This is a genomic window from Streptomyces sp. SID13726, assembly GCF_010548375.1.
Taxonomy (GTDB): domain Bacteria; phylum Actinomycetota; class Actinomycetes; order Streptomycetales; family Streptomycetaceae; genus Streptomyces.
In genome coordinates this window covers 458,359-484,983 of record NZ_JAAGLY010000006.1, presented here as the reverse complement: position 1 = coordinate 484,983, position 26,625 = coordinate 458,359, and the positions used below count along the sequence as shown (strand labels likewise).

The following is a 26,625-nucleotide window of genomic DNA, read 5'->3' as shown; positions in this document are numbered from 1 at the left end:
CCCCCACCGGGCCGGTTCCCCGCCGAACCGGCCCGGTGCCGCCTGACCGGGATTGCCGGTGGCTGCGGTTAGCGTCGGCGGGGAGAGCGACGACAGCCGACAGGGCCCGGAGGACGTGGTGGTGGAGCGACAGGAGCAGGCGGCGCCGGATGCCGTGATGACCCGGATCGGGCAGGCCGTCATGCTGTGCCACGCGGGGGACCGCGAGGAGGCCCGGCACCGCCTCCTCGGCCTGTGGGCGGAGCTCGGCGAGGACGGCGACCCACTGCACCGCTGCACCCTCGCGCACTACATGGCCGACGCCCAGGACGACCCCTGCGACGAACTCGCCTGGGACCTCAGGGCGTTGACGGCCGCCGAGGAACTCACCGACGACCGGCTCGCCCGGCACGAGGGCGCGCTCGCCGTGCGCGCCCTGTATCCCTCGCTGCACCTCAACCTGGCCGCCGACTACGTACGCCTCGGCCGCACCGACGCCGCCCGCACCCATCTGCGCCGGGCCCGCAGATCGGCGGACGCCCTGGGCGAGGACAGCTACGGCGACGGAGTGCGGGCGGGGATCAGCAGACTGGAGCTGCGGCTCGGCGAAGGCGGCGCCGCGGACGGAGGCTGGGGGCCGCCCCGACAGCGGCCCTGAACCCGGGCCCGCTCAGCGCCCGTAGGTGTCGCAGATGACCGACTCCGGGCTGCCCTCCTGCCAGCGGCCGTACCTCCGGCCCAGCGCGCACACGTCCTGCGTGTTCTTCGGGACCGACTTGGCGACGTCCGGGATCTCGACCCGAGGCTGCCGGGGGTGCCGTACGTCCTGATGCCCCTGCTCGGGACGGGCCGGGTGCGCGGGATGCCGCGGGTGCTGCGGGCGCGAGTGCGCCGGATGCCGGTCCTGCGGCCGGTCGGGGGCCGCCGCGGTCCCCGGAGCGGCGCCGCGCGGCCCCGCCGCACCAGGTTTCGGACTCCCGGACGGGTCGATCATGGACAGCGCCTCCTGGGCCGGGGCCTGCACGATCTGCGGTTCCGCGTGACCGTCCGGGCGGGGCGCCGACGGCTGGGACGGCACGGCCCGAGCCGTCGGCGGCGGCCCGGGCACGGGTGGGCGCTGGATCGTCACACAGCCGGTGAGGGCCGAGACAGCCACGGTGACCAGGAGCGTTGCGGTAGTCGTGGTTCGATGCACCCGCGCCACTCTGCTGGTTCGGACGACCCCGGCGACAGTGGACAAGCGGAGGTTGCCCCGCACGGGTGATCTCCACCCCCGTACGGCGTGCTCATGCCGTCCGGTGCTGACGTCACTCGCCGGTGGCGCCGTCGATGCGTTCGCGCAACAGGTCGGCGTGGCCGTTGTGGCGGGCGTACTCCTCGATCATGTGGGTGTAGATCCAGCGGAGGTTGAACCGCTCGCCGGTCCTGCGGTGCTTGCCCAGGGAGATGTCGTCCAGCCCGAATCGGGCCGGGTTCAGCCGGCTGTGCTCGATCTCGGCCTGCCAGGTCCTGTGCGCGTCCTCCCAGGTGTCGGCGTCGGTGAGGTGGAACTCGCCGTCGGGATCCGCCTCGCTGTAGTAGATCGGCCCCGCCTCCTCGGCAACCATGATCCGGCGGAACCAGCTCCGCTCCACCTCCGCCATGTGCCGGACCAGGCCCATCAGGGAGAGCACGGAGGGCTCCACCGAGGCGGTCCTGAGCTGTTCGTCGGTCAGGCCTTCGCACTTCCAGGCGAGGGTGTGGCGGTGGTAGTCCAGCCAGCCCTCCAGCATGGAGCGTTCGTCGGCGGTGGTGGACGGTTCGGGGCGCTCGGTCGTCATGGCTGCATCCTGCACCGGTGGACCACCGGCCACCAACGATTTCCGGTCGCCGTATGCTTCCGGCAAGGCCCCGGCAGACAACCGTTGGAGGAGCCCACGTGAAGGTCGGCTGCATCGGACTCGGTGACATCGCGCAGAAGGCGTACCTACCGGTGCTGGGGAGCCTGCCCGGGGTGGAACTGCACCTCCAGACCCGGACACCGCTGACACTGGCCCGGGTGGCCGACGGCCTGCGCGTCCCCGAGACGCAGCGCCACGCCGACCTGGACGCGCTGCTCGCCCAGGGCCTCGACGCGGCCTTCGTGCACGCCCCGACGGTCGTGCACCCCGACATCGTCGAGCGACTGCTGGCGGCGGGCGTACCGACGTACGTCGACAAGCCGCTCGCCCACGAACTCGCCGACTCCGCACGCCTGGTGGCCCTCGCCGAGGAGCGGAACGTCTCGCTCGCCGTCGGGTTCAACCGGCGGTTCGCGCCCGCCTACGCGCAGTGCGCCGAGCATCCGCGCGAGCTGATCCTCATGCAGAAGAACCGGATCGGGCTCCCGGAGGAGCCGCGCGCGATGATCCTCGACGACTTCATCCACGTCGTCGACACCCTGCGCTTCCTGGCACCGGGACCGGTCGACGACGTGACGGTACGCGCGCGCGTGCAGGACGGACTGCTCCACCACGTCGTCCTCCAGCTCGCCGGGGACGGGTTCACCGCGCTCGGTGTGATGAACCGGCTCAGCGGCTCGGCCGAGGAGATCCTGGAGGTGTCCGGGCAGGACACCAAGCGGCAGGTGCTCAACCTCGCCGAGGTGATCGACCACAAGGGCCAGCCGACCGTGCGACGGCGCGGCGACTGGGTGCCGGTGGCCCGGCAGCGCGGCATCGAGCAGGCGGTGCTGGCCTTCCTGGACGCGGTGCGCGCGGGGAAGGTGCTCAGCGCCCGGGACGCGCTGGCGACCCATGAACTGTGCGAGCGGGTGGTACGAGCGGTTCGGGAGCAGGCCGCCTGATCCGCCGGGCGAGCTGCGCGCCGCACCACAGGGCGAGGACCAGCAGGGCGGTGTGCAGCGGCCAGTCTCCGAAGCGGACGTACAGGGTCGTCCCGGTCGCCAGCGGTACGTCGTACACGCGCGCGGTGCTGGCGTCGGTGCCGACCCACTGCCCGACGCGCCGTCCGTCCGCGTCGTAGACGGCGGAGACGCCGGTCAGGGTCGAGTGGACCATCGGGCGGCCGGTCTCGGCGGCGCGCAGGGCGGCCAGCGAGGCGTGCTGCTCGGGGGCCCAGCTCCGCTGGAAGGACGAGGTGGCCGACTGGGCGATCAGCACCTCGGCGCCCTTCTCGGTGAGATGGCGGCTCATATCGGGGAACGCCGACTCGAAGCACACCATCGGGCCGACCCGCAGCCCGTGGCCGACGTCCATCACGACCTGCTCGGTACCGTGCCTGCGGTTCTCGCCGGCCGCCTTGCCGACCGAGGTGGCCCAGCCGAGCAGCGCGCGGGCCGGGATGTACTCGCCGAAGGGGACCAGGCGCATCTTGTCGTAGCGGTCGCCGGTGAGCCCGTCGGGGCCGACGAGCACCGAGCTCTTGTAGATGCCGGGCTTGTCGGAGCGCCGGGCGTCCACGTTGACGAGGACGTCGGCGCCGGTCTCCTCCGAGAGCGCGGCGATCCGCTTCGCCAGGTCGGGCCGGTCCCCGAGGTCGTATCCGACGCTGCTCTCGCCCCACACGACCAGGTCGACGTCCTGTCCTGCGAGGTCGCGGGTGAGCTGCTCCTCGCGGGCGAAACGCCGGTCGGGGCCGTCGATCACACCGGGCTGGACGACCGCGATCCGGGTGCCGCCGCCGGAGTCGGGGCGCGGTGCCCACATCGAGGCCGCCGAGGTCACGGCGGCGGCGAGCGCGCGGCCCGCGACCGCCGGGACCCGCGACTCACGGATCGTCACGAGTACGGCCACCGAGACGTTGACGGCCACCAGCAGGAAGCTGATCAGCCACACTCCGCCCACGGAGGCCAGCCGCAGCGCGGGACCGACCTCCCACTGGCTGGAGCCGAGCACACCCCAGGGCCCGCCGAGGCCCTGCCAGGAGCGGACCAGTTCGATGCCGAGCCAGCCCGACGGCAGTACGGCGAGGGCGCCCGCGATCCGGCCGCGTGACGGAGTCCCGGCCAGGAAGTGCCGTACCAGCGCACCCCAGGGTGCCCACAGCGCGCCCAGCAGGGCGCCGATGACGAAGATGAACACGCTCAGGCTCGGCAGCAGCCAGTGGTGCATCCCCACCATGAACCCGAAACCGCCGGCCCAGCCGTCGTACGCCGCCCGCTTCGCCGTGGGCGCGGAACGGATCAGCGCGATCCAGGGGACGAGGGCGACGTAGGCGAACCACCACAGGTCCGGTGCCGGGAACGCGAGGACGGGGAGGGCGCCCGCCAACGCGGCGACGGCGGAGCGCCGCCACGGGGAGGCGAGCCAGTGGCCGAACGTCTTCATACGGCGCCTCCTACCCCGTTGGTGTCATCAGAGTGCGTGTGGTTGACCACCCGAGGGTGTCGGCTCAGTTGATCACAGGTGCCGGACGCGGGTCGGGCAGACGCCGCCATTTCTCCTGTACGACGACCTCGCGCACCCGCCAGCCCTCGTCCGTGCGCAGCATGCCGAAGGCGTAGCGCCCGCCGCAGACGAAGTCGGGGGCGGTGGCGTCGGTGCCGGCGAAGCGCATCGGGTTGACGTAGTCGGCCTGGACCCGGGCCGTGTCGCCGGTGTCCTGCCACAGGGTGCCGAATCGGACCCGGCGGTTGACGATCAGGTGCTGCCGCATCGAGAACAGCCCCAGGCTCTCCGCCAGCCACGCGGCGACGGTGTGCGCCTCGCCCTCGACCCCGCCCGCCGAGCGGTAGTCGGCCCGTCCGTCGGAGGTGAACAGTCCTCGGTACGCCTCCCAGTCGCCGTCGTCCACGGCCACGGCGTAGTCGGTGACGAGTGCGTCCACGGCCAGCCGGTCCATCACGGTCGCGAGCTCCACACGCTGCGTCATCGGCTCAGTGTTGGGCATGGGGCGGGCCGCGCCAAGGGGGCGTGCGGTGACATTCGGTGGGCGGGGCGGTTGCCGCTCGGCGCGGGTGCGGTCATGGGCCGGACAGGACGTCCATCGGCCAGGCCGCGGAGTGCGGGCCGAACCTGTTCTCGGCCGCCAGCTCCACCATGCGGGCGTCGCGCGCCTCGGCCTCGGGGCCGTCCGGCAGGTGGTAGTCGTCGCCCGCACGGGCGGACCCAGCCTGTACGGCGGTGGCGGCGGGGATACGCCGGCGGACGTACCGGTCGACGGCGTCGGGCACGTCGTCCGGACCCGCGTCGGTCAGGCAGTCGCCGAGCACGGCCGCGTCCATGACGGCCTGGGCCGCGCCCTGCGCCTGGAACGGCACCATCGCGTGGGCGCTGTCGCCGAGCAGCGTGACCCGGCCGATGTGCCAGCGCGGGAGCGGGGCGCGGGTGTGGATGCCGTAGCGCAGGACCTGGCCCGCGCGTTCGAGGACGGTCAGCAGCCGGGGGTCCCAGCCGGCGAACGTGCGCAGCTGCTCGCCCGGTTCGGCGCGCGCGGTCCACGACTCCTGGGCCTGGTGTTCCGTCACGAACACGGCCACCACGTTGAGGAGTTCACCACGGCGCAGCCAGTAGTGGACGACATGTCCGCCGGGGCCGAGCCAGCCGGCGTACCGGGGGAGGTCCAGGTCGGCGACCTCGGCGGCCGGGAGCAGGGCGCGGTAGGCGGCGGTGCGCGAGAACACCGCGTCGTCCGCGCCGAACAGCCACTGCCGGGCCGGGGACCGGATCCCGTCGGCCGCCACGACCAGGTCGGCCTCCAGCTGTTCGCCGCTCGCCGTGGTCACCCGGGCCGCCTTGTCGTCCTGGTCGATCCCCACGACCGGGGTGTCCAGACGCAGCGCGTCGGGCGGTACGGCGGCGGCCAGGGCCTGTTGGAGATCGGCCCGGTGGACCTGGAGGTACGGCGCCCCGAACTCCTCTTCCGCGTCCCGGCCGATGACGTACCGGCAGATCTCGGAGCCGTCGGACCAGGTGCGGAAGGTCACGTGGTCCGGGCGGGTGGCCTGCGCGGCGACCGCGTCCAGGAGGCCCAACCGGCGCAGTACGCGGGTGGCGTTGGGGGCGAGCTGGATTCCGGCGCCGATCTCGGTGAGCCGCCGGGTCTGCTCGACGACGGTGACGTCATGACCGGCCCGGCGCAGGCTCAGTGTCGCGGTCAGTCCTCCGATGCCCGCGCCCACGACGATCGCTCGCATGGCATGACCTCACTTCGAGTGACGCCCGGGTCCGGGACTCGACTGTGGGATCGGGAAGGCTAGCGGACCGAACTCGGCGGTCGTACCGGGTATTTCGGCCTACGTGGACTCAGGCGGCTTCGATGACGTCACCGCGGATCGCGGCCGCCCACTCGACCACCAACAGCTCGTACTCCGCGCGCTCCTGGGACGACAGGGTGCCGCCGGCGCGCATCCAGAGCGCCCGGATCTGCTCATTCACCGCGGCGGCGGACCGCACGGAACCAGGGGTCACGGAATCGGGGGACATGCGGACCAGCCTAGGCGCAAGACCTGACGGTCCGCTACCGAACGGCTACGCACAACGTATGTGATTGGTCACGGATTTCGGGTCGCACGCCCCGTACCGCCCCGACGATCAGTCCACCCAGACGACCACGCACCGCCTGCGGCGGGCGGCCTCGCGGTAGAACTCCCGCAGCGCGGTGAGATGTTCGGCCAGGTGGGCGGCGAGGTCGCCGTGGAAGACCGGGCCGAAACCGCAGGCGACGGACGCCTCTTCGGGGGAGCCCGGCAGACGTGCGAGGAGGGCGTCGGCGTCGATGGCGTCGAGGCCTGTCGCGATGTCGGCCACGGCGGCGGGGGTGAGCTGGCGTGGCGGGTCCGCGAAACCGTCGTACACCTCGTCGTGGTCGAGGAAGCCGAGGTCGCCGTCCAGGTCTCCGGAGATCGCGCGGTCGAGCAGGGTCGCCGTGCCGGGGTCGGCGCCTGGTCCGCGGCAATGACGGATGAGTCCCCAGGTCGCCCAGTCGGTGTCCAGGAGGTCCTCGGCCGGTGGGTCCCAGTTCGGGGACGCGCCCGGCGAGTCCAGAGCCGAGGCGCGGCAGCGGTCGAGGTACTCCGGTGCGACCCGTGCGAGTCGCTGGGTGAGGGCCACGCCCTCCGTCAGCCCGCCGACTCCGCCGCGTGGGGGCTCAGGGCGCCCGTCGTGACCAGGGCGATGATGACGATGCCGAGGGCGATGCGGTACCAGACGAACGGCATGAAGCTCTTGGTGGAGATGAACTTCATGAACCAGGCGATGACGGCGTAGCCGGTGCCGAAGGCGATCACCGTGGCGAAGATCGTGGGGCCCCAGGAGACGTGGTCGCTCTCCATGGCGTCCTTCAACTCGAAGGCCCCGGAGGCGAGTACGGCGGGGATGGCGAGGAGGAAGGAGTAGCGGGCCGCGGACTCGCGCTTGTAGCCCATGAACAGGCCGCCGCTGATCGTGGCGCCGGAGCGGGAGACACCGGGGACCAGGGCCATGGCCTGGCAGAAGCCGTAGATCAGGCCGTCCTTGATGCTCAGGTCCTCAAGTCCCTTGCGCTGCTTGGGCGCCCGGTGCTTGCCGCCGGTCTCGTCGCGTGCCGCCAGCCGGTCGGCGACGCCGATCACGATGCCGACGACGATCAACATCGTGGCGGTGATGCGCAGATCGCGGAACGGCCCCTCGATCTGGTCCTTGAACAGCAGCCCCAGCACACCGATCGGGATCGAGCCGACGATCACCAGCCAGCCCATCTGAGCGTCGTGGTCGCTGCGCAGCTCCTTGTTGACGAGGGACCGGCTCCACGTCGAGATGATCCGCCCGATGTCCTTGCGGAAGTAGATCAGCACGGCGGCCTCGGTGCCGATCTGCGTGATCGCGGTGAAGGCAGCACCGGGGTCCTTCCAGCCGGAGAACGCCGCGGTCAGCCGCAGGTGCGCGCTGGAGGAGACGGGAAGGAACTCGGTCAGCCCCTGGACGAGTCCGAGGATGAGTGATTCAAACCAAGACATGAAGTTACGGCGTCCAAGTGCTGATCGGCTGAGGGCAGTCGGGCGCGCCACATCACCGGGCGCGGTGATCGGGGTGCGAGGGGCAGCGTAGCGCCCCGCAGCGACAGGGCCGTCACAGGGGCGGTCAGAGCGCCGCCGGTCCGGTCACCGTCCAGCCGGGTGTCTGCGGATGGGGCGTCAGGTCCGCGTGGGACACGGTGCCTCCGCAGGCGGAGCAACTGACGACCGGCAGCAGTTCGTTGCCGCAGTCGTGCTCGATCACCATGGGTCGGTCGTCGTCCTTGTGCAGATGCCGGTCGCCCCAGGCCATGAGGGTCAGCAGCACGGGCTCCAGTTCGAGTCCCGCCTGTGTGGGCCGGTACTCGAAGCGCTGCGGCCGCTCGCTGTAGGCCCGCTTGGTGAGGATCCCGGCGTCGACGAGGCGGCGCAGCCGGGTGGCCAGGATGTCCCGCGGGGCCCCGATGTTGCGTACCAGCTGGTCGAAGCGGCCGTTGCCCAGGCAGACCTCCCGCAGCACCAGCAGGGAGTACTTCTCGCCCACGAGCGTCAGGGCGTCGGCGATCGAGCAGGGGCGCGGGTCTTTGGTGGCGGCCATGGCATCCAGTTTAATGGAGGGTTGGGTTTTCAAACTCACGGAGTTATGGTGAGTTCGGATTTCCTACTCACTGGTAGCCGTGGAGGCCCGCAGCATGCGTGACGCAGTGATCGTCGAAGCCGTACGCACCCCCATAGGGAAGGGCAAGCCCAACGGCGCCCTCGCACACGTGCACCCCGTCGAACTCCTCGCCCACACCCTGCGCACCCTCGTCGAGCGCTCCGGTGTCGATCCGGCGCTGATCGACGACGTCATCGGCGGCACCGTCGACCAGGTCGGCGAGCAGGCCATGAACACCACCCGGTACGCGGCCCTGTCGGCGGGCTTCCCGGAGACCGTCCCGGCGACCACCGTGGACCGCCAGTGCGGGTCCTCGCAGCAGGCCGTGCACTTCGCCGCCCAGGGTGTGATCGCGGGCGCGTACGACATCGTCGTGGCCTGCGGGGTCGAGTCGATGAGCCGGGTACCCATGTGGTCCAACGTCCCCGAGGGCAAGGACCCCTTCGGGCCCGGGATCGCCGCGCGCTACGAGGAGGGCCTGGTCCCGCAGGGCATCAGCGCGGAGCTCATCGCAGCCAAGTGGTCGATCAGCCGTGAGCAGATGGACGCGTTCGCCGTCTCCTCGCACAGGAAGGCCGCGGCGGCCTGGGAGAAGGGGCTCTTCGACGCCGAGGTCGCGCCTCTGGACGGTGTGTCGCGGGACGAGTGCGTACGCCCGGGCAGCACCCCCGAGGTCCTCGCCGGCCTCAAGCCCGCCTACTGCGACCCGAACTTCGCCGAGCGCTTCCCCCAGATCGAGTGGAACGTCACGGCGGGCAACGCGAGCCCGATCAACGACGGTGCCTCGGCCGTCCTGATCATGTCCGGTGAGGCAGCCGCACGCCTGGGCCTGCGCCCCCTGGCCCGCCTGCACTCCTTCGCCGTCACCGGCTCCGACCCCGTCCTCATGCTCACCGGAGTCGTCCCGGCGACGGAGAAGGTCCTGCGACGGGCTCGGCTCACCCTCGACGACATCGACCTGTTCGAGGTCAACGAGGCGTTCTCCAGCGTGGTCCTGGCCTGGCAGCAGGAGACGGGGGCGGACCTGGCCAAGGTGAACGTGCACGGGGGTGCGATCGCGCTGGGGCATCCCCTGGGGGCGAGCGGTACGCGTCTGACGACGACGTTGGTGCACGCGATGCGGGAGCGAGGGGCGCGTTACGCCTTGCAGACGATGTGCGAGGCGGGCGGACTGGCCAACGCGATGATCTTGGAAAGGGTTGTGCAATAGTCAGGCCGCTGCGCCGTCGTGGCTGGTCGCGCAGTTCCCCACGCCCCTGAAGGGGCGCTCCTCAGCGACCGCGCAAATGGTGTCGCTTGCGCCAGGCCACCACCGCGCCCGCCAAAGCGGGCAGGGCGATCGCCGCCATCGCGATCAGGAACGCCGGTGACGTGGGCGCCGAAGCCCTCGCGCCCGCCACCACGTACGCGGCGGTGTTCGGTATCGAGCCGAGTGCCGTCGCGACCAGGAACGGGACGTATCCCATGCGGGAGACCGCGGCGCAGTAGTTGGCCGCCCAGAACGGCACCCCGGGGAACAGCCGGGCCGCCAGCATCGAGCGGAAGCCGTGCCGGCTCAGCTGCCCGTCCGCGGCCTTGAGCCACCGGCCCCGAAGCAATGGCCGCAGCGCGTCCTGGCCGAGCACCCGGCCCAGACCGAAGGCGATCCCGGCCCCGAGCACCGTGCCCGCGAGTGCCGAGGCCAGCCCCAGCTGGGAGCCGAAGAGCGCGCCCGCGGCGAGGTTCAGCAGGGGCCGTGGCACGAAGGCCACCGTGCACAGGCCGTACGCCACCCCGAACACGACCGCCGCCGCGACCCCGCCCAGCTGGGGCGGCCAGCCGTCGGAGAGCAGTTTCTGCGGCTCGAAGAGCAGGACCGTGGACGCGGCGCCCGCGAGCAGTGCGACGAGCAGGGAGAGCCGGGACCACGGCGACAGCAGCACTCTCGTGCAACGCGTGGTGAGACCCACCGGAGCGGGGACGGGGAGAGCGAGCTCCGTGGCGATGGCCGGGGGAGTGGCCGTGGCGGTGCCCCCAGAGCGGGTGGTGGCATCGAGCATCCAGTGACGGTAACCGACACCGATGTGTGATCGCCGTATGGACGGCGACGGTTGTGCGGCCGCGCGGTGACGGGCGGCGACAAAAAACCGTTCGACGTGGGACGACGCGTCGGACATGATCTGCGTCATGTTCCGGTACGCCTTCGCTCTCGCAGCATCCGCAGTCGCGGATGCGCCGAAGGCTGCCGTTCCCTTTTTCCCGGCCGCCGCAGACGGCGCCCGAAGCTGACCCTTCCCGGATCGTCCGGCGGACCCCGCAGGGGGAGGGTCGGCAAGTCCTTGGGGTCCCCGTTCTTCCGAACACGAAGAGGCTTCGAGGTACAGCCATGTCGAAAACCGCATACGTCCGCACCAAGCCGCATCTGAACATCGGCACGATGGGCCACGTCGACCACGGCAAGACCACCCTGACCGCCGCCATCACCAAGGTCCTGGCCGAGCGCGGCAGCGGCACCTTCGTGCCGTTCGACCGCATCGACCGCGCCCCGGAGGAGGCCGCGCGCGGGATCACCATCAACATCGCGCACGTCGAGTACGAGACCGACACCCGGCACTACGCCCACGTGGACATGCCGGGCCACGCCGACTACGTCAAGAACATGGTCACCGGGGCCGCGCAGCTCGACGGGGCGATCCTCGTCGTCTCCGCGCTCGACGGGATCATGCCGCAGACCGCCGAGCACGTGCTGCTCGCCCGCCAGGTGGGCGTCGACCACATCGTGGTCGCGCTCAACAAGGCGGACGGGGCCGACGAGGAGCTGGTCGAGCTCGTCGAGCTGGAGGTCCGTGAACTGCTCACCGCGCACGGCTACGGCGGCGACGCCGTGCCCGTCGTACGGGTCTCGGGACTGAAGGCCCTGGAGGGGGACCCGCGTTGGACGGCGTCGATCGACGCGCTGCTCGACGCGGTGGACACGTACGTCCCGATGCCGGAGCGGTATGTGGACGCGCCCTTCCTGCTGCCCGTCGAGAACGTCCTGACCATCACCGGCCGGGGGACCGTGGTGACCGGGGCGATCGAGCGGGGCACCGTGCGGGTGGGCGACCGGGTCGAAGTGCTCGGCGCCGCCGTGGAGACGGTGGTGACCGGCGTCGAGACCTTCGGCAAGCCGATGGAGGAGGCGCAGGCCGGGGACAACGTGGCGCTGCTGCTGCGGGGTGTTCCGCGGGACGCGGTTCGGCGTGGGCATGTCGTGGCCGCGCCCGGCAGTGTGGTGCCGAGTCGTCGGTTCACCGCGCAGGTGTATGTGCTGTCGGCGCGGGAGGGCGGGCGTACGACGCCTGTCTCGACCGGGTACCGGCCGCAGTTCTACATCCGTACGGCGGATGTGGTGGGGGACGTCGACCTCGGTGAGGTCGCCGTCGCCCGGCCGGGGGAGCGGGTGGTCATGACCGTGGAGCTGGGTCGAGACGTGCCGCTCGAGGCCGGACTCGGGTTCGCCATCCGTGAGGGTGGGCGGACCGTGGGGGCGGGGACCGTGACGGCCGTTTCATAGGGGTGGCTGATGTATGCGGGGGACTGCGGGCCGGTTGTGGCCGGTCGCGCAGTCCCCCGCGCCAGGCACAATTGGCAGGTGACCGAGTCCATCCCCATCGCCCGTGCCGTTGATCATGGGTTCGCCAAGTTGATGCCTGATGTCGATCGGGAGCGGGCCTGGTTGTTGACCGTGGACGGGGCTCCGCAGTCGTATGTCGATCTGGATGAGCCTGAGCATCTGGAGTTCGAGTACGTGCGGCGACTCGGGCATGTGCTGGACGGCATCGGGGAGGCCGGGCGGGCGCTGGACGTCGTACATCTCGGTGGGGGCGCGCTGACGCTGCCGCGGTATGTGGCCGCCACTCGGCCGGGGGCGCGGCAGGATGTCGTGGAGGCGGATCGGGGGCTGCTGGAGCTGGTCGTCGAGCGGTTGCCGATACCCGAAGGGGCGGGGATCGCGTTGCACGCGGACGACGCGCGAGGGTGGCTGGAAAAGGCCCCGGAGGGCTCCGCCGATGTGCTGGTCGCCGATGTCTTCGGGGGGTCCCGGGTCCCGGCTCATCTGACGTCCCTGGAGTACGCCCGTGAGGCCGCGCGCGTGCTCAGGGGCGACGGGGTCTATCTCGCCAACCTCGCCGACTCCGCGCCCTTCGGCTTTCTGCGGTCCCAACTCGCCAATTTCGCCCAGGTCTTCGAGGAGCTCGTGCTGATCGCCGAGCCGGCGGTGCTGCGGGGGCGGCGGTTCGGGAACGCGGTGCTCGTCGCCGCGCATCAGCCGCTCGACACAGCGGCGCTGGCGCGGCGTACGGCTGCCGACGCCTTTCCGGCGAGGGTCGAACACGGCGTCGGACTGCGGAAGTTCATCGCCGGGGCGCGGCCGGTGCGGGACGCGGACGCGGTGGCGTCACCCGAGCCCCCCGACGGGGCGTTCGGCATCGGCTGAGTCGTTCGCGGCGACCTGGGTGACCTGCTTGGTGTTGCGGCGTAGGTTGCGCACGTCCGGTACGCACAGGACGGTCGCCGTGACCGCCGCGATCAGGGCCGAGCAGCCCCACAGGGCCGCGGTGCGTCCGAACGCCGACTCCGCCGGGCCCGCCAGCGCCGCCGCGAGCGGCATCAGGGCGACCGAGCCGAACCAGTCGTAGGCCGAGACGCGGGAGAGCTTGTCCTCCGGTATCTCCTGGTGCAGGGCGGTCATCCAGGAGACGCCGAACACCTCGACGGTCGCGCCCGCCACGAACATCGCCGCGCACAGCAGGGGCACCGACACCGGGACGGCGAGTGCGGCGGACGGCAGGGCCATCGGGAACACGCACAGGATGCCCACGAACAGCAGGCGGTTCGGCTTCCAGCGGGTCATGAGGAGGGCGCCGACGACCGTGCCCGCGCCGAAGAAGGCGAGGGCCACGCCCCAGGGTCCCGCTCCGCCCAGGTCGTCCTCGGCGACGAGCGGACCGTAGACCGCGTCGGCGGCGCCCAGGACCGCGTTGGCGATGGAGAACTGCACGACGATGCCCCACAGCCAGGGCCGTCCCGCGACCTCCCGCCAGCCGTCGCGGAGGTCGGCGAGCAGGCCGCCGCCCGGTTCGCGGGCCGGGATGTGGCTCACGTCGAGGAAGGAGCGGAGCGAGCCGGCGACCGCGAACGCCACCGCGTCCGCCGCGAGCACCCAGCCGGGGCCGATCGCGGCGACCATGGCGCCGCCGAGCGCGGCACCGCCCAGCGCGGCGCCCTGCATGGCGATCCGGAACACGGCGAAGGCCCGGCCTGCCTGTTCGCCCCGCACCGAGGAGAGCAGCATGCCCTCGGCCGCCGGGCTGAAGAACGCCTGGCCGGTGCCGCCCAGCGCGGTCAGCACCATCATCTGCCACAGCTGTGGCTCGCCCGTCAGGACCAGGAGGGCGAACGCGCCCTGGGAGAGACAGTTGAGGGCGTTGGCCGCGACCATCACGCGGTGCCGGGGCAGCCGGTCCGCCACCGCGCCGCCGATCAGCAGGAAGACCACCAGCGGGAGCGTGCGGGCGGCGGCCACCAGACCAACGTCCCCGCCGTCGCCGCCCGCCTCCAGTACGGCGAACGCGGCGGCGATCAGGGCGCCGTTGGCGCCGAGGTTCGTCACGAACGCGGCGGCGGTCAGCAAGGTGTAGTTGCGGCCCGCCCAGGTGGGTCTGCGGGAGGGGCGGGGGGAGCCGGCTGTGGGGGTCACCGGGCGACTATCGCCGCAGGGAGGGCGCGTTGCCAAACCTTTTGCAGGCCAGATACAGGCCAGATGCGGGGCAGGTGGTCCTCGTGGGCGGGTGGGCGCGAGGTAGGCCGCCCCGCGCCCGGGCCAGCCGCGGCAAAGAGACGGCGATCACTGGTACTGGCCTGGTCAGTTGCTGCTACCCGCGGGTAACATCGCGGTCATGAGCGCAGACCAGATGTCCGTCGGTGAGATGCTCGCCGTCACCGTGCCGATGGTGCGGACCCTGAACCTCGAATTCCTGGAGACCGGCCCGGAGAAGGTCGTGGTCTCCCTGCCCGACCAGGGCGAGTTCCACAACCACGTGGGCGGACCGCACGCCGGAGCCATGTTCACGCTCGCCGAGTCGGCCAGCGGGGCGGTCGTCCTGGCCGCGTTCGGCGACCAGCTCTCGCGCGCGGTACCGCTCGCCGTCAACGCGGAGATCGCCTACCGCAAGCTCGCGATGGGCACCGTGACCGCGACGGCGACCCTGGGCCGCCCAGCCGCCGACGTCGTCGCCGAACTCGACGCCGGACAGCGCCCGGAGTTCCCGGTCACCATCGAGATCCGCCGCGGGGACGGGGCGGTCACGGGCGAGATGACGGTGGTGTGGACGCTGCGGCCGAACGGCTGAGAGGGCGGGGCGGTGTGGGGTGCGAGGTGCGGGTGCGCGTGAGCGTCGGCGCCCCGTTCAGGCCGCCACCCGCCCCCGCTGGGTCCCCTCGCCCCGCTCCAGTCCCGCCACGAACTCCTTGAGCCAGCCGATGAACTCCGGGCCCAGGTCGTCGCGGTCGCAGGCCAGGCGGACGACCGTGCGGAGGTAGTCCGCCTTGTCGCCGGTGTCGTAGCGGAGGCCGTCGAAGACGACGCCGTGGACCGTGCCGTCGGCGGCGAGGTCCTGGAGGGCGTCGGTGAGCTGGATCTCGCCGCCGCGGCCGGGCGGGGTGCGCTCCAGGACATCGAAGACCGCCGGGTCGAGGACATAGCGCCCGATCACCGCGTACGCGCTCGGCGCCCTGTCCGGCGAGGGCTTCTCCACCAGCCCGGTCACGCGGACCACGCCGTCCTCGTCCGTCGGCTCCACCGCCGCGCAGCCGTAGAGGTGGATCTGCTCGCGCGGCACCTCCATGAGGGCGACCACGCTCCCGGCGTACCGGTCGCGGACGTCGAGCATCGTGCTGAGCAGGGTCTCGCGCGGGTCGATGAGGTCGTCGCCGAGGAGGACGGCGAAGGGCTGGTCGCCCACGTGGCGGCGCGCGCAGAGCACGGCGTGGCCGAGGCCCAGGGGCTCGCCCTGGCGGATGTGGTGGATGTCGGCCAGGCGCGCGGGGTCGCGCACGGCGTCGAGCCGGACCGCGTCGCCCTTGGCCGCCAGGACCTGTTCCAGCTCGAAGGCGTTGTCGAAGTGGTCCTCGATGGCCCGCTTGTGCCGGCCGGTGACCATGAGGACGTCGTGGAGACCGGCCGCCGCGGCCTCCTCCACGACGTACTGGATGGCCGGCTTGTCGACGACCGGGAGCATCTCCTTCGGCGTCGCCTTGGTCGCGGGCAGGAACCGGGTGCCGAGACCGGCGGCGGGGACGACCGCCTTGCGGACCGTGCGGACGGGAGCGGGGCTGGGTGCCGTGTGGGGGACGATCATGCGGATCATGCTGCGGCACCGGGATGAGAGCGCGCCGGGAGGACCCTGGGAGCTCCCTGTGGACCGGCCCGGAAGTTGGAGATTTCGTGTGCCAAGCATCCGCCGGGCGTACACAACTTGACGCTCCCATGCCGCTTATTTCGAATGCGGGTGCGGATACCCGCGGTAACTTTTCTGAAGTCGTTACGTTTTGAACATTGGTCACTCGAACTTCTTGTTTACTGTGCGTCAATTGTGCGAAGGTGACGCCCTCGATTACCGAGTCGCAGCTGGTCGCGACATAGGTATGCACCAATCAGGTACCTGCTTTCCGACGGACGTGCATTGACCATGCCGTCCTGCGGCTTGGAAGGAATTGGTCCAGTGCAATCCGCTTACCCTCCACGACCCCCTTACCCGCCCCGTCCCGGATCGAGTCCGGGAGAGTCCGACCGCAATCTCCTGGCCCGGCTGGGCGAACACGGGGTGGACGGTCATGCCGTCGCCCTGCTGATGGCGCGGCACTGGCAGGCGACGTACGAATACTCGGTCATCTGCCTGGCCTCCTGGTCGGGTTCGGCGTCGATGGCGGCCGCCGCCGCTTTTCACAAGGTGCTCGGGCGGGCCGGTGACGGCGCACTGCGGCCACAACTTCTGACGGCTGTACGGGAGTTCGTGAAGGAGTGGGCCGCGGACGACGGAATCTCCGCTGTGCTGCCGGAACTTCGCAAGACGATCGGCGGTCGCGGTCTTCGCGCCGCGAGGGCCGTCACCCCCGAAAGGCGACTGCTCGCCGAGCGCGCATTCCGCTCTCTTCCCGGAGCCTCTCAATGCCTCCTCTGGCACACCGAGGTCGAGGCCGAACCCATATCCGTACCGGCCGGTCTGCTCGGCGTCGACACGGCCCGCGCGTCGGCCGCTCTGGAGCAGGCGAGGGAACAATTCCGCACCGCATGTGTCCGTGCGCACCGGGAACTCGCGCCGACCAGTGAATGCCGTTTCTACAACCGTCTCCTGGATGTCCCGATTCGCCGGGGCGGGGACCTGTTGCCCGATGTGCGCCAGCATCTGATGGAGTGCCGGTACTGCCGGCACGCCGCCGAACAGCTCAGCCATTTCGAGGGCGGCCTCGAAGCCCTGCTCGCCGAGACCGTGCTCGGCTGGGGCGCCCACCGCTACCTCGACTCACGGCCCGCGCGCCGCGTCGAGCAGCCGGCGACGGATCGGCGCGGCGCGGCCCGGCCCCGACCCGGTGGCCGCCACCGGCCCGTCCCCGCCGGGCTCCTCGCCCAGCCGCGCAGGCACCCCAAGGCGGTCCTGGTCGGCGCCGGGCTCACCTCCCTCGCCCTGCTCGCGACCGTGCTCGTCGCCAAGGGCTGGACCGACGACGGCGGAGTGCCCACGTCGGGCGCCACCTGGGGCGCGGTCAGCAACAACAGCGTCCGGCCGGACCCGTCGGAGGTCTCCGAGAGCGCCGGCTCCCCGTCCGCCGCCTCGATGGGCAACCCCGTCGAGGTCGGGCACGGCCGGCTCCGCAACGCCGGCGACGAACTGTGCCTCGACACCCGCGGCGGCCGTACCGAGGACGGCGTCAAGGCCGTGCTGGCGGAGTGCTCCGCCGCCGGGTCCCAGCAGTGGTCGTACCAGGACGACGGACTGCTGCGCAGCGCCGCCGACCCCACGCTCTGCCTCGACTCGGACACCGCGAAGAAGTCGGTCGTGGTCGCCGACTGCCTGGTGCACTCGGGAGAGGTCCGCTACGACCTCACCGTGCGCGGCGAACTGCTGCTCCGCAAGGGAAAGGGACAGCTGGTCGCGCCCGGCAAGGACCACGCCCTCGTCGTCACTGGACGCGACGGGTCGGAGGAGCAGCGGTGGCTCCTGGAGACCGCCGACGAGAGCGCGCCGACGCAGGCGGACCCGCGGTCGCCGGAGAACCCGGACAGCAAGGAGAAGCCTTCCGAGGGGCCCGGCGGTGACTCGGGCCCGCCCCGGCTCGCTCCGCCGCCCGGCGGCGAGGGACGTCCTGGCGACGGAGGCCCCGACGGCGGAGGCCCCGACGGCGGACGCGCCGACAAGGGCCCCCGTCAGCCGTCGGACCAGCACGGAGTCCCGCCCGAGCAGTTCGAGACCAGGATGGTCCAGGTCGAGGACGGCGACTCCGGTCCGGCCACGCCGGCCGAGGCGGAGGGCTCGGCGGTGGGCGCGATCGTCGACACGGTGACGTCGGTGTCGAAGCCCGTGACGGCCGTGTCGGACCCGGTCACCTCGCTGACCACGTCCGTGACGTCGGCCCTCGGGACGGCCCTGAAGTAGACAGGCCCCGGTCGCGCGTTCCCGGTTCGCCGAGGGTGTCGCTCACGGAGTGTGTTGCTTACGAAGTGTCACGGCCCGCTGACGCATAGTGCGTTGACAAGGCCCGCACACCGAGGGAGCGACCGCTCATGACCGACCCCGTCAGCCGACGCTCCGCCCTGCGCCTCCTGGGCGGAGCCGTCGCCGTCGCCGCGGCGGCCACCGGCGCCGCCACCCCGCCCGCCCACGCCCGGGACCGGACGGACGCGAGCGCGGGACCCCGCGTCGAGGGCCTGATCACGAAGCTCACCCTGGCCGAGAAGATCTCCCTGCTGCACGGCGCCACCGACCCGGACCCGCTCGGCCAGGCCGGATACGTCCCCGGCGTCCCCCGCCTCGGCATCCCGCCGCTGAGACTCGCCGACGGCCCGGCGGGCGTCCGCGTGACCGCACGGGCCACCGCGCTGCCCGCCCCCGTCCTGCTGGCCTCCGCCTTCGACCCCGACCTGGCCCGCCGCTACGGCCGGGTCATCGGCCACGAGGGCCGCGCGCTCGGCCAGGACGTCCTGCTCTCCCCGATGGCCAACCTCATCCGCACCCCCTACGCGGGCCGCAACTTCGAGACCTTCAGCGAGGACCCGCTGCTCTCCGCGGACCTGGTCGCCGCCGAGATCGAGGGCATCCAGGGCGAGGGACTCGTCGCGACCGTCAAGCACTTCGCGCTGAACAACCAGGAGAAGGACCGCATGTCGATCGACGTACACGTCGACGACCAGACCCTCAACGAACTCGAACTGCGCGCCTTCGAAGCGGCCGTCGCAGCCGGTACCGGCGCGGTGATGGGCGCCTACAACAAGGTCGACGCCACCTTCGCCTGCGAGAACAAGGCGCTCCTCACCGACGTCCTGCGCGAGCGGTGGGGCTTCGGCGGCTGGGTGATGACCGACTGGAACGCCGCCCACAGCACCGCGAAGTCGCTCGACGCCGGGCTCGACATGGAGATGCCCGACGGCAGGTACTTCGGTACGGCCCTCAAGGCGGCCGTGGCGGACGGCAGCGTCCCCGAGCACCACGTCGACCGGGCCGTACGGCGGATCCTCACCGTCATGGACCGCTTCGGACTCCTCGCCGACAGCCCGCCGCCCCGCCCGGAGCGCGACGCCGAGAAGGGGGCCGCCGTCGCTCTGGAGGTCGCGAAGGCGGGCGCCACCCTGCTCCGCAACGCGCACGACACCCTGCCCCTCACCGGCGACGGCCCCCTCGCGGTCATCGGCCCGACCGGCGGGCTCCCCTTCGTCAGCGGCGGCGGCAGCGCCCATGTCGTCCCTGACCGCGCCGACAGCCCCCTCGACACCCTCACCGCACGCGCCGACGGGACGCAGGTGACGTACACCCTCGGCGAGGACCTCTTCGGGAAGCCGATCCCACCGGCCGCGCTCAGCCCCCGCCTCGACAGCGAGGGCCAGGGCGTCGACGCCGGCAGGACCTGGACCTACGACGGCACGCTCACCGTCGCCGACCCCGACGAGTGGACCTTCGTCCTCCACTACTCGGGCGCCCCGGACTCCCGGCCCGCGGTGCACCTGGACGGCGAGGACCTGTTCCCGCTCAGGCCCGGCTGGGAGGAATGGTTCTCCGGCGGTCTGGTCTCCGCCGCCCCCGATGGGCTCAACGTCCGCCGAGCGACTCGGCGCCTCACCACGGGCGCCCACCAGCTGAGGATCACCGCGCACGGCGGCCAGCTCTTCCGGCTGCGGCACTCCACCGGCGCCACCCGGGAGCGGGACGTCGCCGACGCGGTGGCGGCGGCCCGCGCCGCCCGGGACGTCGTCCTGTTCGCATACGAGGACGCCACCGAGGGCCAGGACCGCACCACGATCGCCCTCCCCGGCAACCAGAACCGGCTGATCGAGGCCGTGGCCGCGGCCAACCCCCGCACCACCGTCGTGCTCAACACCTCGTCGGCGACCTCGATGCCCTGGCTGGAGCGGGTCGGCGCGGTGCTCCAGATGTACTACCCGGGCCAGGAGGGCGCGGCCGCCACGACCGCCGTTCTCTTCGGCGACACCGACCCCGGGGGCCGCCTCACCCAGTCCTTCCCGGTGGACGACACTCACCACCCGGTCGCCGGCGACCCCCGTCGCTACCCGGGCGCCGACGGAGTGGAGGAGTACTCCGAGGGCGTCCACGCCGGGTACCGCTGGTACAGCGCGCGGGGCGTGCGGCCGCTGTTCCCCTTCGGGCACGGGCTGTCGTACACCTCCTTCTCCTACGACGACCTGGAGGCGCGGTGGCTGCGGGACGGGCTCGACGTGAGCTTCACGGTCCGCAACAGCGGGCCGCGCGAGGGGATCGCCGTACCGCAGGTGTACATCGGTCCTTCCCCCGACCTCCGGCTCGACCAGGCCGTGCGCGCGCTGGCCGGGTACCGGCGGCTCGCCCTGCGGCCGGGGGAGCGGCGGCGGGTGACCGTACGGGTGTCCCCGCGCTCGCTGTCGTCCTGGGCGGGCGGGAGCTTCGTGCTCGGTACCGGGGAGCGCGAGGTGTGGGTCGGGGCGTCGGCGGGTGAGCTGTTGCTCCGGACGGCGGTTCGCGTGACCCGGTAGGCTGCCACGGCGCGTGCCGGTCCTTGGCGCGCGCCGCGAACGCGACTCAGGAGGAACCGGCGTTGCACGTCCAGGAATGGCTCGACACCGTGCCCCCGGCCGCCGTCTACGCCCTGGTGGGCCTGGTCATCGGCCTGGAGAGCCTGGGCATCCCGCTGCCCGGCGAGATCATCCTGGTCTCGGCCGCGCTGCTGTCCTCGCAGCACGCCGGCATCAACCCCGTGGTGCTCGGCGCCTGCGCCAGCGTCGGGGCGATCATCGGTGACTCCATCGGCTACGCGATCGGACGCAAGGGCGGCAGGCCGCTGCTCACCTGGCTCGGCAACAAGTTCCCGCGGCACTTCAGCGAAGGCCATGTCGCCACGGCGGAGCGGTCGTTCGAGAAGTGGGGCATGTGGGCGGTGTTCTTCGGCCGCTTCGTCGCGCTGCTGAGGATCTTCGCCGGGCCGCTCGCCGGTGTGCTGCGGATGCCGTACTGGAAGTTCCTCGTCGCCAACGTCCTCGGCGGGATCGTCTGGGCGGGCGGCACCACCGCGGTCATCTACTACGTCGGGATCGTCGCCGAGTCCTGGCTGAAGCGGTTCTCCTGGCTGGGCCTGGTGCTGGCCGTGCTGATCGGGCTCACCTCGATGCTGGTGCTCAAGCGCAGGGCGGCGAAGGCGACGGCGGAGATGAAGGCGGCCGAACCGGAGACCGTCCCGGCCGCCGACTGACCCTCACGGCGTCTCGTGCACCTCGTGGTGCGCCTTGGCCAGGTCCGCGTAGAGCGTGCCGTTCAGGGTCACGCCCTGCCGCTCCTCCTCCGTCAGCTCCCGCCGCACCTTGGCCGGTACGCCGGCCACCAGTGAACCCGGCGGGACCTGCATGCCCTGCGGCACCAGGGCCTGGGCCGCGACCAGTGAACCGGCGCCGATCACCGCGCCGTTGAGCACTGTCGCGCCCATGCCGATCAGGCAGTCGTCCTCGACCGTCGAGCCGTGCACGACCGCGTTGTGGCCCACCGAGACCCGCTCACCGATCGTCACCGGGAAGCCCGGATCGGCGTGCAGGGTGCAGTTGTCCTGGATGTTGCTCCGGGCGCCGACTGAGATGCGTTCTACGTCGCCGCGGGCCACCGCGCCGTACCAGAGGCTCGCCCCCGCCTGGAGCGTCACGTCCCCGATGACCGAGGCGGTCGGCGCCACGAAGGCCTCCCCGTCGATCTTCGGTTCCCTGCCGCCGATGCCCGTGATCAACGCCCTGTGCGCCATCTCGCCTCCTGGTTCCGGATATCCCGAACCGTACGCCACCCGGTGGGGCGAAGATCACAAGCCCTCGCTCTCATACCGGCGCCGCGCGCTCAGTACGGTGAGGTCGTGCCGAAGAGCAAGAACACGTTCTCATCCTGGCGGGGCCGACTCGTGCAGCGGGCCGTCCACGCGGGCTGGGCCTGGGTGCAGCGCACGGGCTCCGTCACCGCCGAGCACCCGGGCCGCTTCCGCTTCGGCGCGCTGGGCGCGCACAGCCGGCTGGCCTTCCCGCTCGGCACGGTCTTCGGCGAGCCGTGGATCCATGTCGGCTCCCACTGCATCGTCGGCGAACAGGTCACCCTCACCGCCGGCTTGATGCCCGACCTCGACCTCGGCCCGGAGCCGATCCTGCGCATCGGCGACGGGGTCGTGCTGGGACGCGGCAGCCATGTCATCGCCGACACCACGGTCACCATCGGCAGCGACTGCTACTTCGGGCCCTACGTCTATGTCACGTCCACGAACCACTCGTACGACGATCCCCACGAACCCATCGGCAAGCAGTGGCCGCGGATGGAGCCGGTGGAGATCGGTGCGGGGTGCTGGATCGGGACGGGGGCGGTGATCCTGCCCGGCGCGCGGATCGGACGGAACGTCGTGGTCGCGGCGGGGGCTGTCGTGCGGGGTGTGGTGCCGGACCACGCGGTGGTGGCGGGGGCGCCGGCTCGGGTCGTGCGGCGGTGGACCGCCGAGGAGGGGTGGCAGCCGCCGCTCAGGACTCCGGCGCCGGTCCCTCCGGGGGGTACGGCGGAGCAGTTGCGGGCGTTGGCGGGGCTGGACGAGGAGGCTGTGGCTCGGTTGGCTGAGCTGGAATAGCGGTGCCTGTTGGGGTGCCGGGACTGGTTGTCCGGCGGCTGCGGGTGGTTCGCGGCGGGTCGCGCGGTTCCCCGCGACCCTGCGGAGTGCGGGCTCACCCCGTCGCCAGGAGCAGTGTGCCCAGCAGGGCCAGACCCGCGCCCGCTGCCTGGAGCGTGCGGAGTCGTTCTCTGAGGAAGCCTCGGGCTGCCAGGGCTGTCACCACCGGGTAGAGGGAGGCCAGTACCGCGGCCACCGTTACCGGGCCGTGCCGGGCTGCCACCGAGTACGTGCCGTTCGCCGCCACATCCGCCAGGCCCACGAAGGCGAGTGCGGGGAGAGATTGCCAGGGGAAGCCGGTCGGTGGGAGGGCGGGGGTGCCGCGCTGCACCGAGACGCAGAGGGCCGTGCCGCCCACCGCCACGTTGACCAGGCGCTGGACGAACAGGGCCAGGAAGAGGCCTGTGACCGTGGTCGACGCCTCCGCGATCAGGGCGAACACGGTGCCGAAGCCGAGGGCCGCGATCAGGGTCAGGACGATGGCCCGGCGTTGTACCGGTGCTCCGCGCAACTGGGGGCCGCCCGCCAGGACCACTCCGGTGACGGCCACCGCGATGCCCGCCACCTGTACGAGTCCGGGGCGTTCGCCGAGGAACAGGCCCACCCCGACCGGGACCGCCACGCTCAGCGTGCCCAGCGGGGAGACGATTCCCATCGGGCCCAGCGCGAGCGCCTTGTAGAAGCAGATCAGGGCGACCGGTCCGGCGAGACCGGCGGCGACCGCGCACCACAGCCGCGGTCCGGCCTCGCTCCAGCCCCCGGTTGCCATCACGATCACGCCGAGCACCACCGCGGCGATCCCCTGAGAGACCACGACCACCGTCAGCGCCGGGAGGCGCCTGGCCAGCACTCCGCCGCCGAAGTCGGCCAGACCCCACAGCAGGCTCGTGGCCAGGGCGAAGAACGCTGTCACGGCTCGCCTCGCAGTACAGTTCGGTGAACGATCGGGTGCACCCCACCGTAGTTCATTGAGTTGTACCGTGTCATACAGAATATTGGACGTGAAGTGTCGGACCTCGACCTGCTGACCCAGTCCCTGGCGCGCAACGTCAAGCGCTGGCGGACCGAGCGCGGCTACACCCTGGACGCGCTCGCCGCCCGAGCCGGGGTCAGCCGCGGCATGCTGATCCAGATCGAGCAGGCCCGGACCAACCCGAGCCTCGGCACGGTCGTGAAGATCGGCGACGCCCTCGGCATCAGCATCACCACCCTGCTCGACTACGAACAGGGCCCGAAGGTGCGGGTCGTACCGCCGGAGCAGGTGGTGCGGCTGTGGAGCACGGAGGCGGGCAGCTGGAGCCGGCTCCTCGCGGGCGCGGAGGCCCCGGGCCCGCTGGAGATGTGGGAGTGGCTGATGATGCCGGGCGAGAGCAGCCGCTCCGATCCGCACCCCACCGGGACCGTCGAGATCCTGCATGTCACCGAGGGCGAGCTGACCCTGACCGTCGACGGGGTCGAGCACCGCGTCCCCGCCGGGGCGAGCGTCACCTTCGAGGCCAACGCCGAGCACACGTACGCCAATCAGGGCGACGTCCCCGCGCGGTGGATGCTGGCGGTCTCGGTGCCGGGCGTGTCCTGAGCGGCTGTTAGCGTGCGGCCATGGACGCACCCATCGGACGCTTCGACCACGCCACCCCCGCCCCCGACGCCCTCGACGAGCTGATCCGCCCGGTCGCCGACGCCGTACGCCACTGGAGCGGCAGCGTCCCCGCCGAGCAGATCCTGTACGTCGACACCGAGCCCGAGTGGGCCGACACCGCGGTCTTCGTGGAGCACTACGGCCGGGAGTTGCTGGAGCGGTCCGCGAACTGCGTGGTCGTCGCCAGCAAGCGCGGTGGCGAGAGCACCCTCGTCGCGTGCGTGGCGCTCTCCACCACCCGGGTCGACGTCAACGGAGTCGTCCGCCGCCAACTCGGCGCCCGCAAGGCCTCGTTCGCCTCCATGGACACGGCGACCGGGGACACCGGCATGGAGTACGGCGGCATCACACCGGTCGGACTCCCCGGCGACTGGCCGCTGTTGGTGGACTCGGCCGTGGTCGACCTGCCGTACGTCCTGGTCGGCAGCGGGCGCCGGCGCGGCAAGCTGCTGGTGCCGGGGAAGGCGTTCGCCGAACTGCCGGGCGCGGTGGTCCTGGAGGGCCTGGGCGTCGCCTGACTCAGGCCGGGGCGTGATGGGCGAGCGCGTGATGCGGGTCCGCCTCGCCCGGCACCGGCGCCGGGTCGGCGTGCACGAGGGCCGCGGTGAGGCGCGGTACGGCGTGCAGGAGAGCGTGCTCAGCCTCGACGGCCACGGCGTGGGACTGACGTACCGTCATCTCGCCGTCCACCACGACCGCCACCTCCGCGCGCAGCCTGTGCCCGATCCAGCGCAGCCTCAACTCGCCGACCTCGCGCACCCCTTCGACCTCCCTGAGCGCGCTCTCCGCGCGGTCGACGAGGGCCGGGTCCACGGCGTCGAGCACCCGCCGGAACACCTCGCGGGCCGCGTCCCGCAGCACCAGCGCGATGGCGGCCGTGATCGCCAACCCCACGACGGGGTCGGCGAGTTGCCAGCCCAGGGCCGAGCCGCCCGCGCCCAACAGCACGGCCAGTGAGGTGAATCCGTCGGTGCGGGCGTGCAGTCCGTCCGCCACGAGCGCGGCCGAGCCGATGTCCCGGCCCACGCGGATGCGGTAGCGGGCCACCCACTCGTTGCCCGCGAAGCCGACCAGCGCGGCCACGGCGACCGCCGGGACGTGCGCGACGGGACGCGGGTCGAGCAGCCGGTCGATCGCCGCCCATCCCGCGAAGGCCGCGCTCGCGGCGATCGTCAGCACGATCGCGATGCCCGCGAGATCCTCGGCACGGCCGTAGCCGTAGGTGAAACGGCGGGTCGCCGCTCGTCTGCCCAGCACGAAGGCGATGCCCAGCGGTACGGCGGTCAGCGCGTCCGCGGTGTTGTGCACCGTGTCGCCGAGCAGGGCGACGGACCCGGACATCACCACGACGACCGCCTGCGCGAGCGCCGTCACGCCGAGCACGGCGAGCGAGACCCACAGGGCGCGCATCCCGCGGGCCGAGGACTCCAGGGCGGGGTCGAGCTTGTCGGCGGACTCGTGGGAGTGCGGGGTCAGGAGGTGGCCGAGGCGGTGGCGCAGGCCGTGGTGCCGGTGTTCGTGCGGGTGGTGGGGCTCGTGGGGTTCGTGGTGGTGCTCTTGGTGGTGGTCGCTCACGGCGTTCCCTTCCGGTGCGCGCGGGAAGTGGACGTACCGCGCCCACGGAGCCATTATGTGCGTATGAGCGCACGCATGCACCTGTCATCTGCACACGATGCGCATCCGCGCACCCCCGGCGAGGAACAGTTCGCGCTCGCCGCCGAGATCCTGGCCCTGCTCGGCGACCGCACCCGGCTCACCCTGCTGCATGCCCTGACCGGGGGAGAGGCCGACGTCACGACCCTCACGGAGGCGTGCGGAGCGGCCCGTCCCGCGGTCAGCCAGCACCTGGCGCGGCTGCGGCTGGCCGGTCTCGTGAGCACGCGGAAGGAGGGGCGCCGGGTGATCTACGCGCTGCGGGACGGGCACCTGCGGCGGCTCGTGGACGAGGCGCTGAACGTGGCCGACCACCGGATCAGCGATCGGCCGGTGCACGACTGAGACGTCGGCCGGTGCACGACGGAGACGTCAGCC

General features: G+C 72.0%; 28 protein-coding genes. 13 read left to right on the top strand and 15 right to left on the bottom strand.

Translation table 11 applies throughout. The features are described from left to right. The first annotated feature begins 118 nt into the window (after positions 1-118). The gene (locus G3I78_RS19345) at positions 119-637 is read left to right on the top strand and encodes a hypothetical protein (RefSeq protein WP_164426310.1); all 519 of its coding nucleotides are present in this window, start codon (positions 119-121) and stop codon (positions 635-637) included. Between the two features lie 12 nt (positions 638-649). Here G3I78_RS19345 and G3I78_RS19340 read toward each other — a convergent pair whose 3' ends face one another. Both G3I78_RS19340 and G3I78_RS19335 read right to left on the bottom strand, forming a co-directional pair. Continuing rightward, positions 650-1,135, bottom strand: a complete 486-nt coding sequence (locus tag G3I78_RS19340; RefSeq protein WP_164426102.1) for a hypothetical protein — start codon at positions 1,133-1,135, stop codon at positions 650-652. Positions 1,136-1,286: 151 nt separating this feature from the next. Next, positions 1,287-1,799, bottom strand: coding sequence for a DinB family protein (locus G3I78_RS19335; RefSeq protein WP_164426100.1), 513 nt, complete (start codon positions 1,797-1,799; stop codon positions 1,287-1,289). Positions 1,800-1,897: 98 nt separating this feature from the next. On the opposite strand from G3I78_RS19335, the gene G3I78_RS19330 reads away from it, so the two are divergent. Continuing rightward, positions 1,898-2,803 carry a Gfo/Idh/MocA family oxidoreductase gene (locus G3I78_RS19330; RefSeq protein WP_164426097.1) on the top strand — a complete coding sequence of 302 codons (906 nt, stop codon included), beginning with the start codon at positions 1,898-1,900 and terminating at the stop codon, positions 2,801-2,803. On the opposite strand, the gene lnt is transcribed toward G3I78_RS19330, so the two are convergent. The 7 genes from lnt to G3I78_RS19295 all read right to left on the bottom strand — a co-directional run bounded on the left by lnt (position 2,727) and on the right by G3I78_RS19295 (position 8,489). Continuing rightward, positions 2,727-4,286: an apolipoprotein N-acyltransferase gene (lnt, locus tag G3I78_RS19325; protein WP_164426095.1), complete on the bottom strand. Its 1,560-nt coding sequence runs from the start codon at positions 4,284-4,286 to the stop codon at positions 2,727-2,729. The two genes, G3I78_RS19330 and lnt, sit on opposite strands and share 77 nt — an antisense overlap. Positions 4,287-4,350: 64 nt before the next feature. Further along, entirely contained in the window at positions 4,351-4,830 is a 480-nt protein-coding gene (locus G3I78_RS19320) for a nuclear transport factor 2 family protein (RefSeq protein WP_164426093.1), read from the bottom strand. Positions 4,831-4,921: 91 nt separating this feature from the next. Beyond that, positions 4,922-6,094: an FAD-dependent monooxygenase gene (locus tag G3I78_RS19315; RefSeq protein WP_164426091.1), complete on the bottom strand. Its 1,173-nt coding sequence runs from the start codon at positions 6,092-6,094 to the stop codon at positions 4,922-4,924. Positions 6,095-6,203: 109 nt separating this feature from the next. Beyond that, positions 6,204-6,383 (bottom strand): hypothetical protein, encoded by a 180-nt coding sequence (locus G3I78_RS19310; RefSeq protein ID WP_164426089.1) that lies wholly within the window; start codon positions 6,381-6,383, stop codon positions 6,204-6,206. Positions 6,384-6,491: 108 nt separating this feature from the next. Beyond that, entirely contained in the window at positions 6,492-7,010 is a 519-nt protein-coding gene (locus tag G3I78_RS19305; protein ID WP_164426087.1) for a DUF1877 family protein, read from the bottom strand. 8 nt (positions 7,011-7,018) lie between these two features. Beyond that, complete coding sequence (locus tag G3I78_RS19300; RefSeq protein WP_164426085.1) at positions 7,019-7,894, bottom strand: undecaprenyl-diphosphate phosphatase; 876 nt, start codon at positions 7,892-7,894, stop codon at positions 7,019-7,021. Between the two features lie 124 nt (positions 7,895-8,018). Next, on the bottom strand, positions 8,019-8,489 hold the full coding sequence (locus G3I78_RS19295) for a helix-turn-helix domain-containing protein (protein ID WP_164426083.1): 471 nt from the start codon (positions 8,487-8,489) through the stop codon (positions 8,019-8,021). 94 nt (positions 8,490-8,583) lie between these two features. Here G3I78_RS19295 and G3I78_RS19290 point away from each other — a divergent pair, with 94 nt between their 5' ends. Beyond that, positions 8,584-9,759, top strand: a complete 1,176-nt coding sequence (locus G3I78_RS19290; RefSeq protein WP_164426081.1) for a thiolase family protein — start codon at positions 8,584-8,586, stop codon at positions 9,757-9,759. A 61-nt stretch (positions 9,760-9,820) separates the two neighbouring features. Here the strand turns inward: G3I78_RS19290 and G3I78_RS19285 are convergent, their stop codons facing one another. Continuing rightward, a complete protein-coding gene (locus G3I78_RS19285) occupies positions 9,821-10,588 on the bottom strand; it encodes a TVP38/TMEM64 family protein (protein ID WP_164426080.1) in 768 nt (255 codons plus the stop codon). A gap of 326 nt (positions 10,589-10,914) precedes the next feature. On the opposite strand from G3I78_RS19285, the gene tuf reads away from it, so the two are divergent. Both tuf and G3I78_RS19275 read left to right on the top strand, forming a co-directional pair. Then, entirely contained in the window at positions 10,915-12,084 is a 1,170-nt protein-coding gene (gene tuf, locus G3I78_RS19280; RefSeq protein WP_164426078.1) for an elongation factor Tu, read from the top strand. Positions 12,085-12,162: 78 nt separating this feature from the next. Continuing rightward, the gene (locus G3I78_RS19275) at positions 12,163-13,008 is read left to right on the top strand and encodes a fused MFS/spermidine synthase (RefSeq protein ID WP_164426076.1); all 846 of its coding nucleotides are present in this window, start codon (positions 12,163-12,165) and stop codon (positions 13,006-13,008) included. On the opposite strand, the gene G3I78_RS19270 is transcribed toward G3I78_RS19275, so the two are convergent. Continuing rightward, positions 12,970-14,271: an MFS transporter gene (locus G3I78_RS19270; RefSeq protein ID WP_164426073.1), complete on the bottom strand. Its 1,302-nt coding sequence runs from the start codon at positions 14,269-14,271 to the stop codon at positions 12,970-12,972. The genes G3I78_RS19275 and G3I78_RS19270 overlap by 39 nt on opposite strands. Before the next feature lie 214 nt (positions 14,272-14,485). Between G3I78_RS19270 and G3I78_RS19265 the strand changes: the two genes are divergently transcribed. Continuing rightward, positions 14,486-14,923: a DUF4442 domain-containing protein gene (locus G3I78_RS19265; RefSeq protein ID WP_164426308.1), complete on the top strand. Its 438-nt coding sequence runs from the start codon at positions 14,486-14,488 to the stop codon at positions 14,921-14,923. A gap of 57 nt (positions 14,924-14,980) precedes the next feature. Here the strand turns inward: G3I78_RS19265 and galU are convergent, their stop codons facing one another. After that, positions 14,981-15,931, bottom strand: a complete 951-nt coding sequence (gene galU / locus G3I78_RS19260) for a UTP--glucose-1-phosphate uridylyltransferase GalU (RefSeq protein ID WP_164426072.1) — start codon at positions 15,929-15,931, stop codon at positions 14,981-14,983. A gap of 492 nt (positions 15,932-16,423) precedes the next feature. On the opposite strand from galU, the gene G3I78_RS19255 reads away from it, so the two are divergent. The 3 genes from G3I78_RS19255 (at position 16,424) to G3I78_RS19245 (ending at position 21,524) form a co-directional block, all read left to right on the top strand. After that, the gene (locus tag G3I78_RS19255; RefSeq protein WP_239157932.1) at positions 16,424-18,226 is read left to right on the top strand and encodes an RICIN domain-containing protein; all 1,803 of its coding nucleotides are present in this window, start codon (positions 16,424-16,426) and stop codon (positions 18,224-18,226) included. Between the two features lie 128 nt (positions 18,227-18,354). Next, on the top strand, positions 18,355-20,811 hold the full coding sequence (locus tag G3I78_RS19250) for a glycoside hydrolase family 3 protein (RefSeq protein ID WP_164426070.1): 2,457 nt from the start codon (positions 18,355-18,357) through the stop codon (positions 20,809-20,811). Between the two features lie 62 nt (positions 20,812-20,873). After that, on the top strand, positions 20,874-21,524 hold the full coding sequence (locus tag G3I78_RS19245) for a DedA family protein (protein ID WP_164426068.1): 651 nt from the start codon (positions 20,874-20,876) through the stop codon (positions 21,522-21,524). Between the two features lie 3 nt (positions 21,525-21,527). Here G3I78_RS19245 and G3I78_RS19240 read toward each other — a convergent pair whose 3' ends face one another. Continuing rightward, entirely contained in the window at positions 21,528-22,061 is a 534-nt protein-coding gene (locus tag G3I78_RS19240) for a gamma carbonic anhydrase family protein (RefSeq protein WP_164426066.1), read from the bottom strand. 105 nt (positions 22,062-22,166) lie between these two features. On the opposite strand from G3I78_RS19240, the gene G3I78_RS19235 reads away from it, so the two are divergent. Then, positions 22,167-22,916: an acyltransferase gene (locus tag G3I78_RS19235; RefSeq protein WP_164426064.1), complete on the top strand. Its 750-nt coding sequence runs from the start codon at positions 22,167-22,169 to the stop codon at positions 22,914-22,916. Between the two features lie 94 nt (positions 22,917-23,010). Here the strand turns inward: G3I78_RS19235 and G3I78_RS19230 are convergent, their stop codons facing one another. Continuing rightward, positions 23,011-23,868: a DMT family transporter gene (locus G3I78_RS19230; RefSeq protein WP_164426062.1), complete on the bottom strand. Its 858-nt coding sequence runs from the start codon at positions 23,866-23,868 to the stop codon at positions 23,011-23,013. A 93-nt stretch (positions 23,869-23,961) separates the two neighbouring features. Between G3I78_RS19230 and G3I78_RS19225 the strand changes: the two genes are divergently transcribed. Both G3I78_RS19225 and G3I78_RS19220 read left to right on the top strand, forming a co-directional pair. After that, positions 23,962-24,534: an XRE family transcriptional regulator gene (locus G3I78_RS19225; RefSeq protein WP_164426060.1), complete on the top strand. Its 573-nt coding sequence runs from the start codon at positions 23,962-23,964 to the stop codon at positions 24,532-24,534. Positions 24,535-24,554: 20 nt separating this feature from the next. Next, positions 24,555-25,112 (top strand): YbaK/EbsC family protein, encoded by a 558-nt coding sequence (locus G3I78_RS19220; protein ID WP_164426058.1) that lies wholly within the window; start codon positions 24,555-24,557, stop codon positions 25,110-25,112. A 1-nt stretch (position 25,113) separates the two neighbouring features. Here G3I78_RS19220 and G3I78_RS19215 read toward each other — a convergent pair whose 3' ends face one another. Next, positions 25,114-26,169, bottom strand: a complete 1,056-nt coding sequence (locus tag G3I78_RS19215; RefSeq protein WP_164426056.1) for a cation diffusion facilitator family transporter — start codon at positions 26,167-26,169, stop codon at positions 25,114-25,116. Positions 26,170-26,232: 63 nt separating this feature from the next. On the opposite strand from G3I78_RS19215, the gene G3I78_RS19210 reads away from it, so the two are divergent. Further along, positions 26,233-26,592 (top strand): metalloregulator ArsR/SmtB family transcription factor, encoded by a 360-nt coding sequence (locus G3I78_RS19210; RefSeq protein ID WP_164426054.1) that lies wholly within the window; start codon positions 26,233-26,235, stop codon positions 26,590-26,592. Positions 26,593-26,625 lie beyond the last annotated feature (33 nt).

Excerpts from the sequence above, each read along its gene's own strand:
- G3I78_RS19335 (WP_164426100.1), bottom strand. The coding sequence starts at position 1,799 with ATGACGACCGAGCGCCCCGAACCGTCCACCACCGCCGACGAACGCTCC.
- lnt (WP_164426095.1), bottom strand. The coding sequence starts at position 4,286 with ATGAAGACGTTCGGCCACTGGCTCGCCTCCCCGTGGCGGCGCTCCGCC.
- G3I78_RS19320 (WP_164426093.1), bottom strand. The coding sequence starts at position 4,830 with ATGACGCAGCGTGTGGAGCTCGCGACCGTGATGGACCGGCTGGCCGTG.
- G3I78_RS19315 (WP_164426091.1), bottom strand. The coding sequence starts at position 6,094 with ATGCGAGCGATCGTCGTGGGCGCGGGCATCGGAGGACTGACCGCGACA.
- G3I78_RS19310 (WP_164426089.1), bottom strand. The coding sequence starts at position 6,383 with ATGTCCCCCGATTCCGTGACCCCTGGTTCCGTGCGGTCCGCCGCCGCG.
- G3I78_RS19300 (WP_164426085.1), bottom strand. The coding sequence starts at position 7,894 with ATGTCTTGGTTTGAATCACTCATCCTCGGACTCGTCCAGGGGCTGACC.
- G3I78_RS19295 (WP_164426083.1), bottom strand. The coding sequence starts at position 8,489 with ATGGCCGCCACCAAAGACCCGCGCCCCTGCTCGATCGCCGACGCCCTG.
- G3I78_RS19290 (WP_164426081.1), top strand. The coding sequence starts at position 8,584 with ATGCGTGACGCAGTGATCGTCGAAGCCGTACGCACCCCCATAGGGAAG.
- G3I78_RS19285 (WP_164426080.1), bottom strand. The coding sequence starts at position 10,588 with ATGCTCGATGCCACCACCCGCTCTGGGGGCACCGCCACGGCCACTCCC.
- tuf (WP_164426078.1), top strand. The coding sequence starts at position 10,915 with ATGTCGAAAACCGCATACGTCCGCACCAAGCCGCATCTGAACATCGGC.
- G3I78_RS19265 (WP_164426308.1), top strand. The coding sequence starts at position 14,486 with ATGTCCGTCGGTGAGATGCTCGCCGTCACCGTGCCGATGGTGCGGACC.
- galU (WP_164426072.1), bottom strand. The coding sequence starts at position 15,931 with ATGATCGTCCCCCACACGGCACCCAGCCCCGCTCCCGTCCGCACGGTC.
- G3I78_RS19255 (WP_239157932.1), top strand. The coding sequence starts at position 16,424 with ATGGCGCGGCACTGGCAGGCGACGTACGAATACTCGGTCATCTGCCTG.
- G3I78_RS19250 (WP_164426070.1), top strand. The coding sequence starts at position 18,355 with ATGACCGACCCCGTCAGCCGACGCTCCGCCCTGCGCCTCCTGGGCGGA.
- G3I78_RS19240 (WP_164426066.1), bottom strand. The coding sequence starts at position 22,061 with ATGGCGCACAGGGCGTTGATCACGGGCATCGGCGGCAGGGAACCGAAG.
- G3I78_RS19220 (WP_164426058.1), top strand. The coding sequence starts at position 24,555 with ATGGACGCACCCATCGGACGCTTCGACCACGCCACCCCCGCCCCCGAC.
- G3I78_RS19210 (WP_164426054.1), top strand. The coding sequence starts at position 26,233 with ATGAGCGCACGCATGCACCTGTCATCTGCACACGATGCGCATCCGCGC.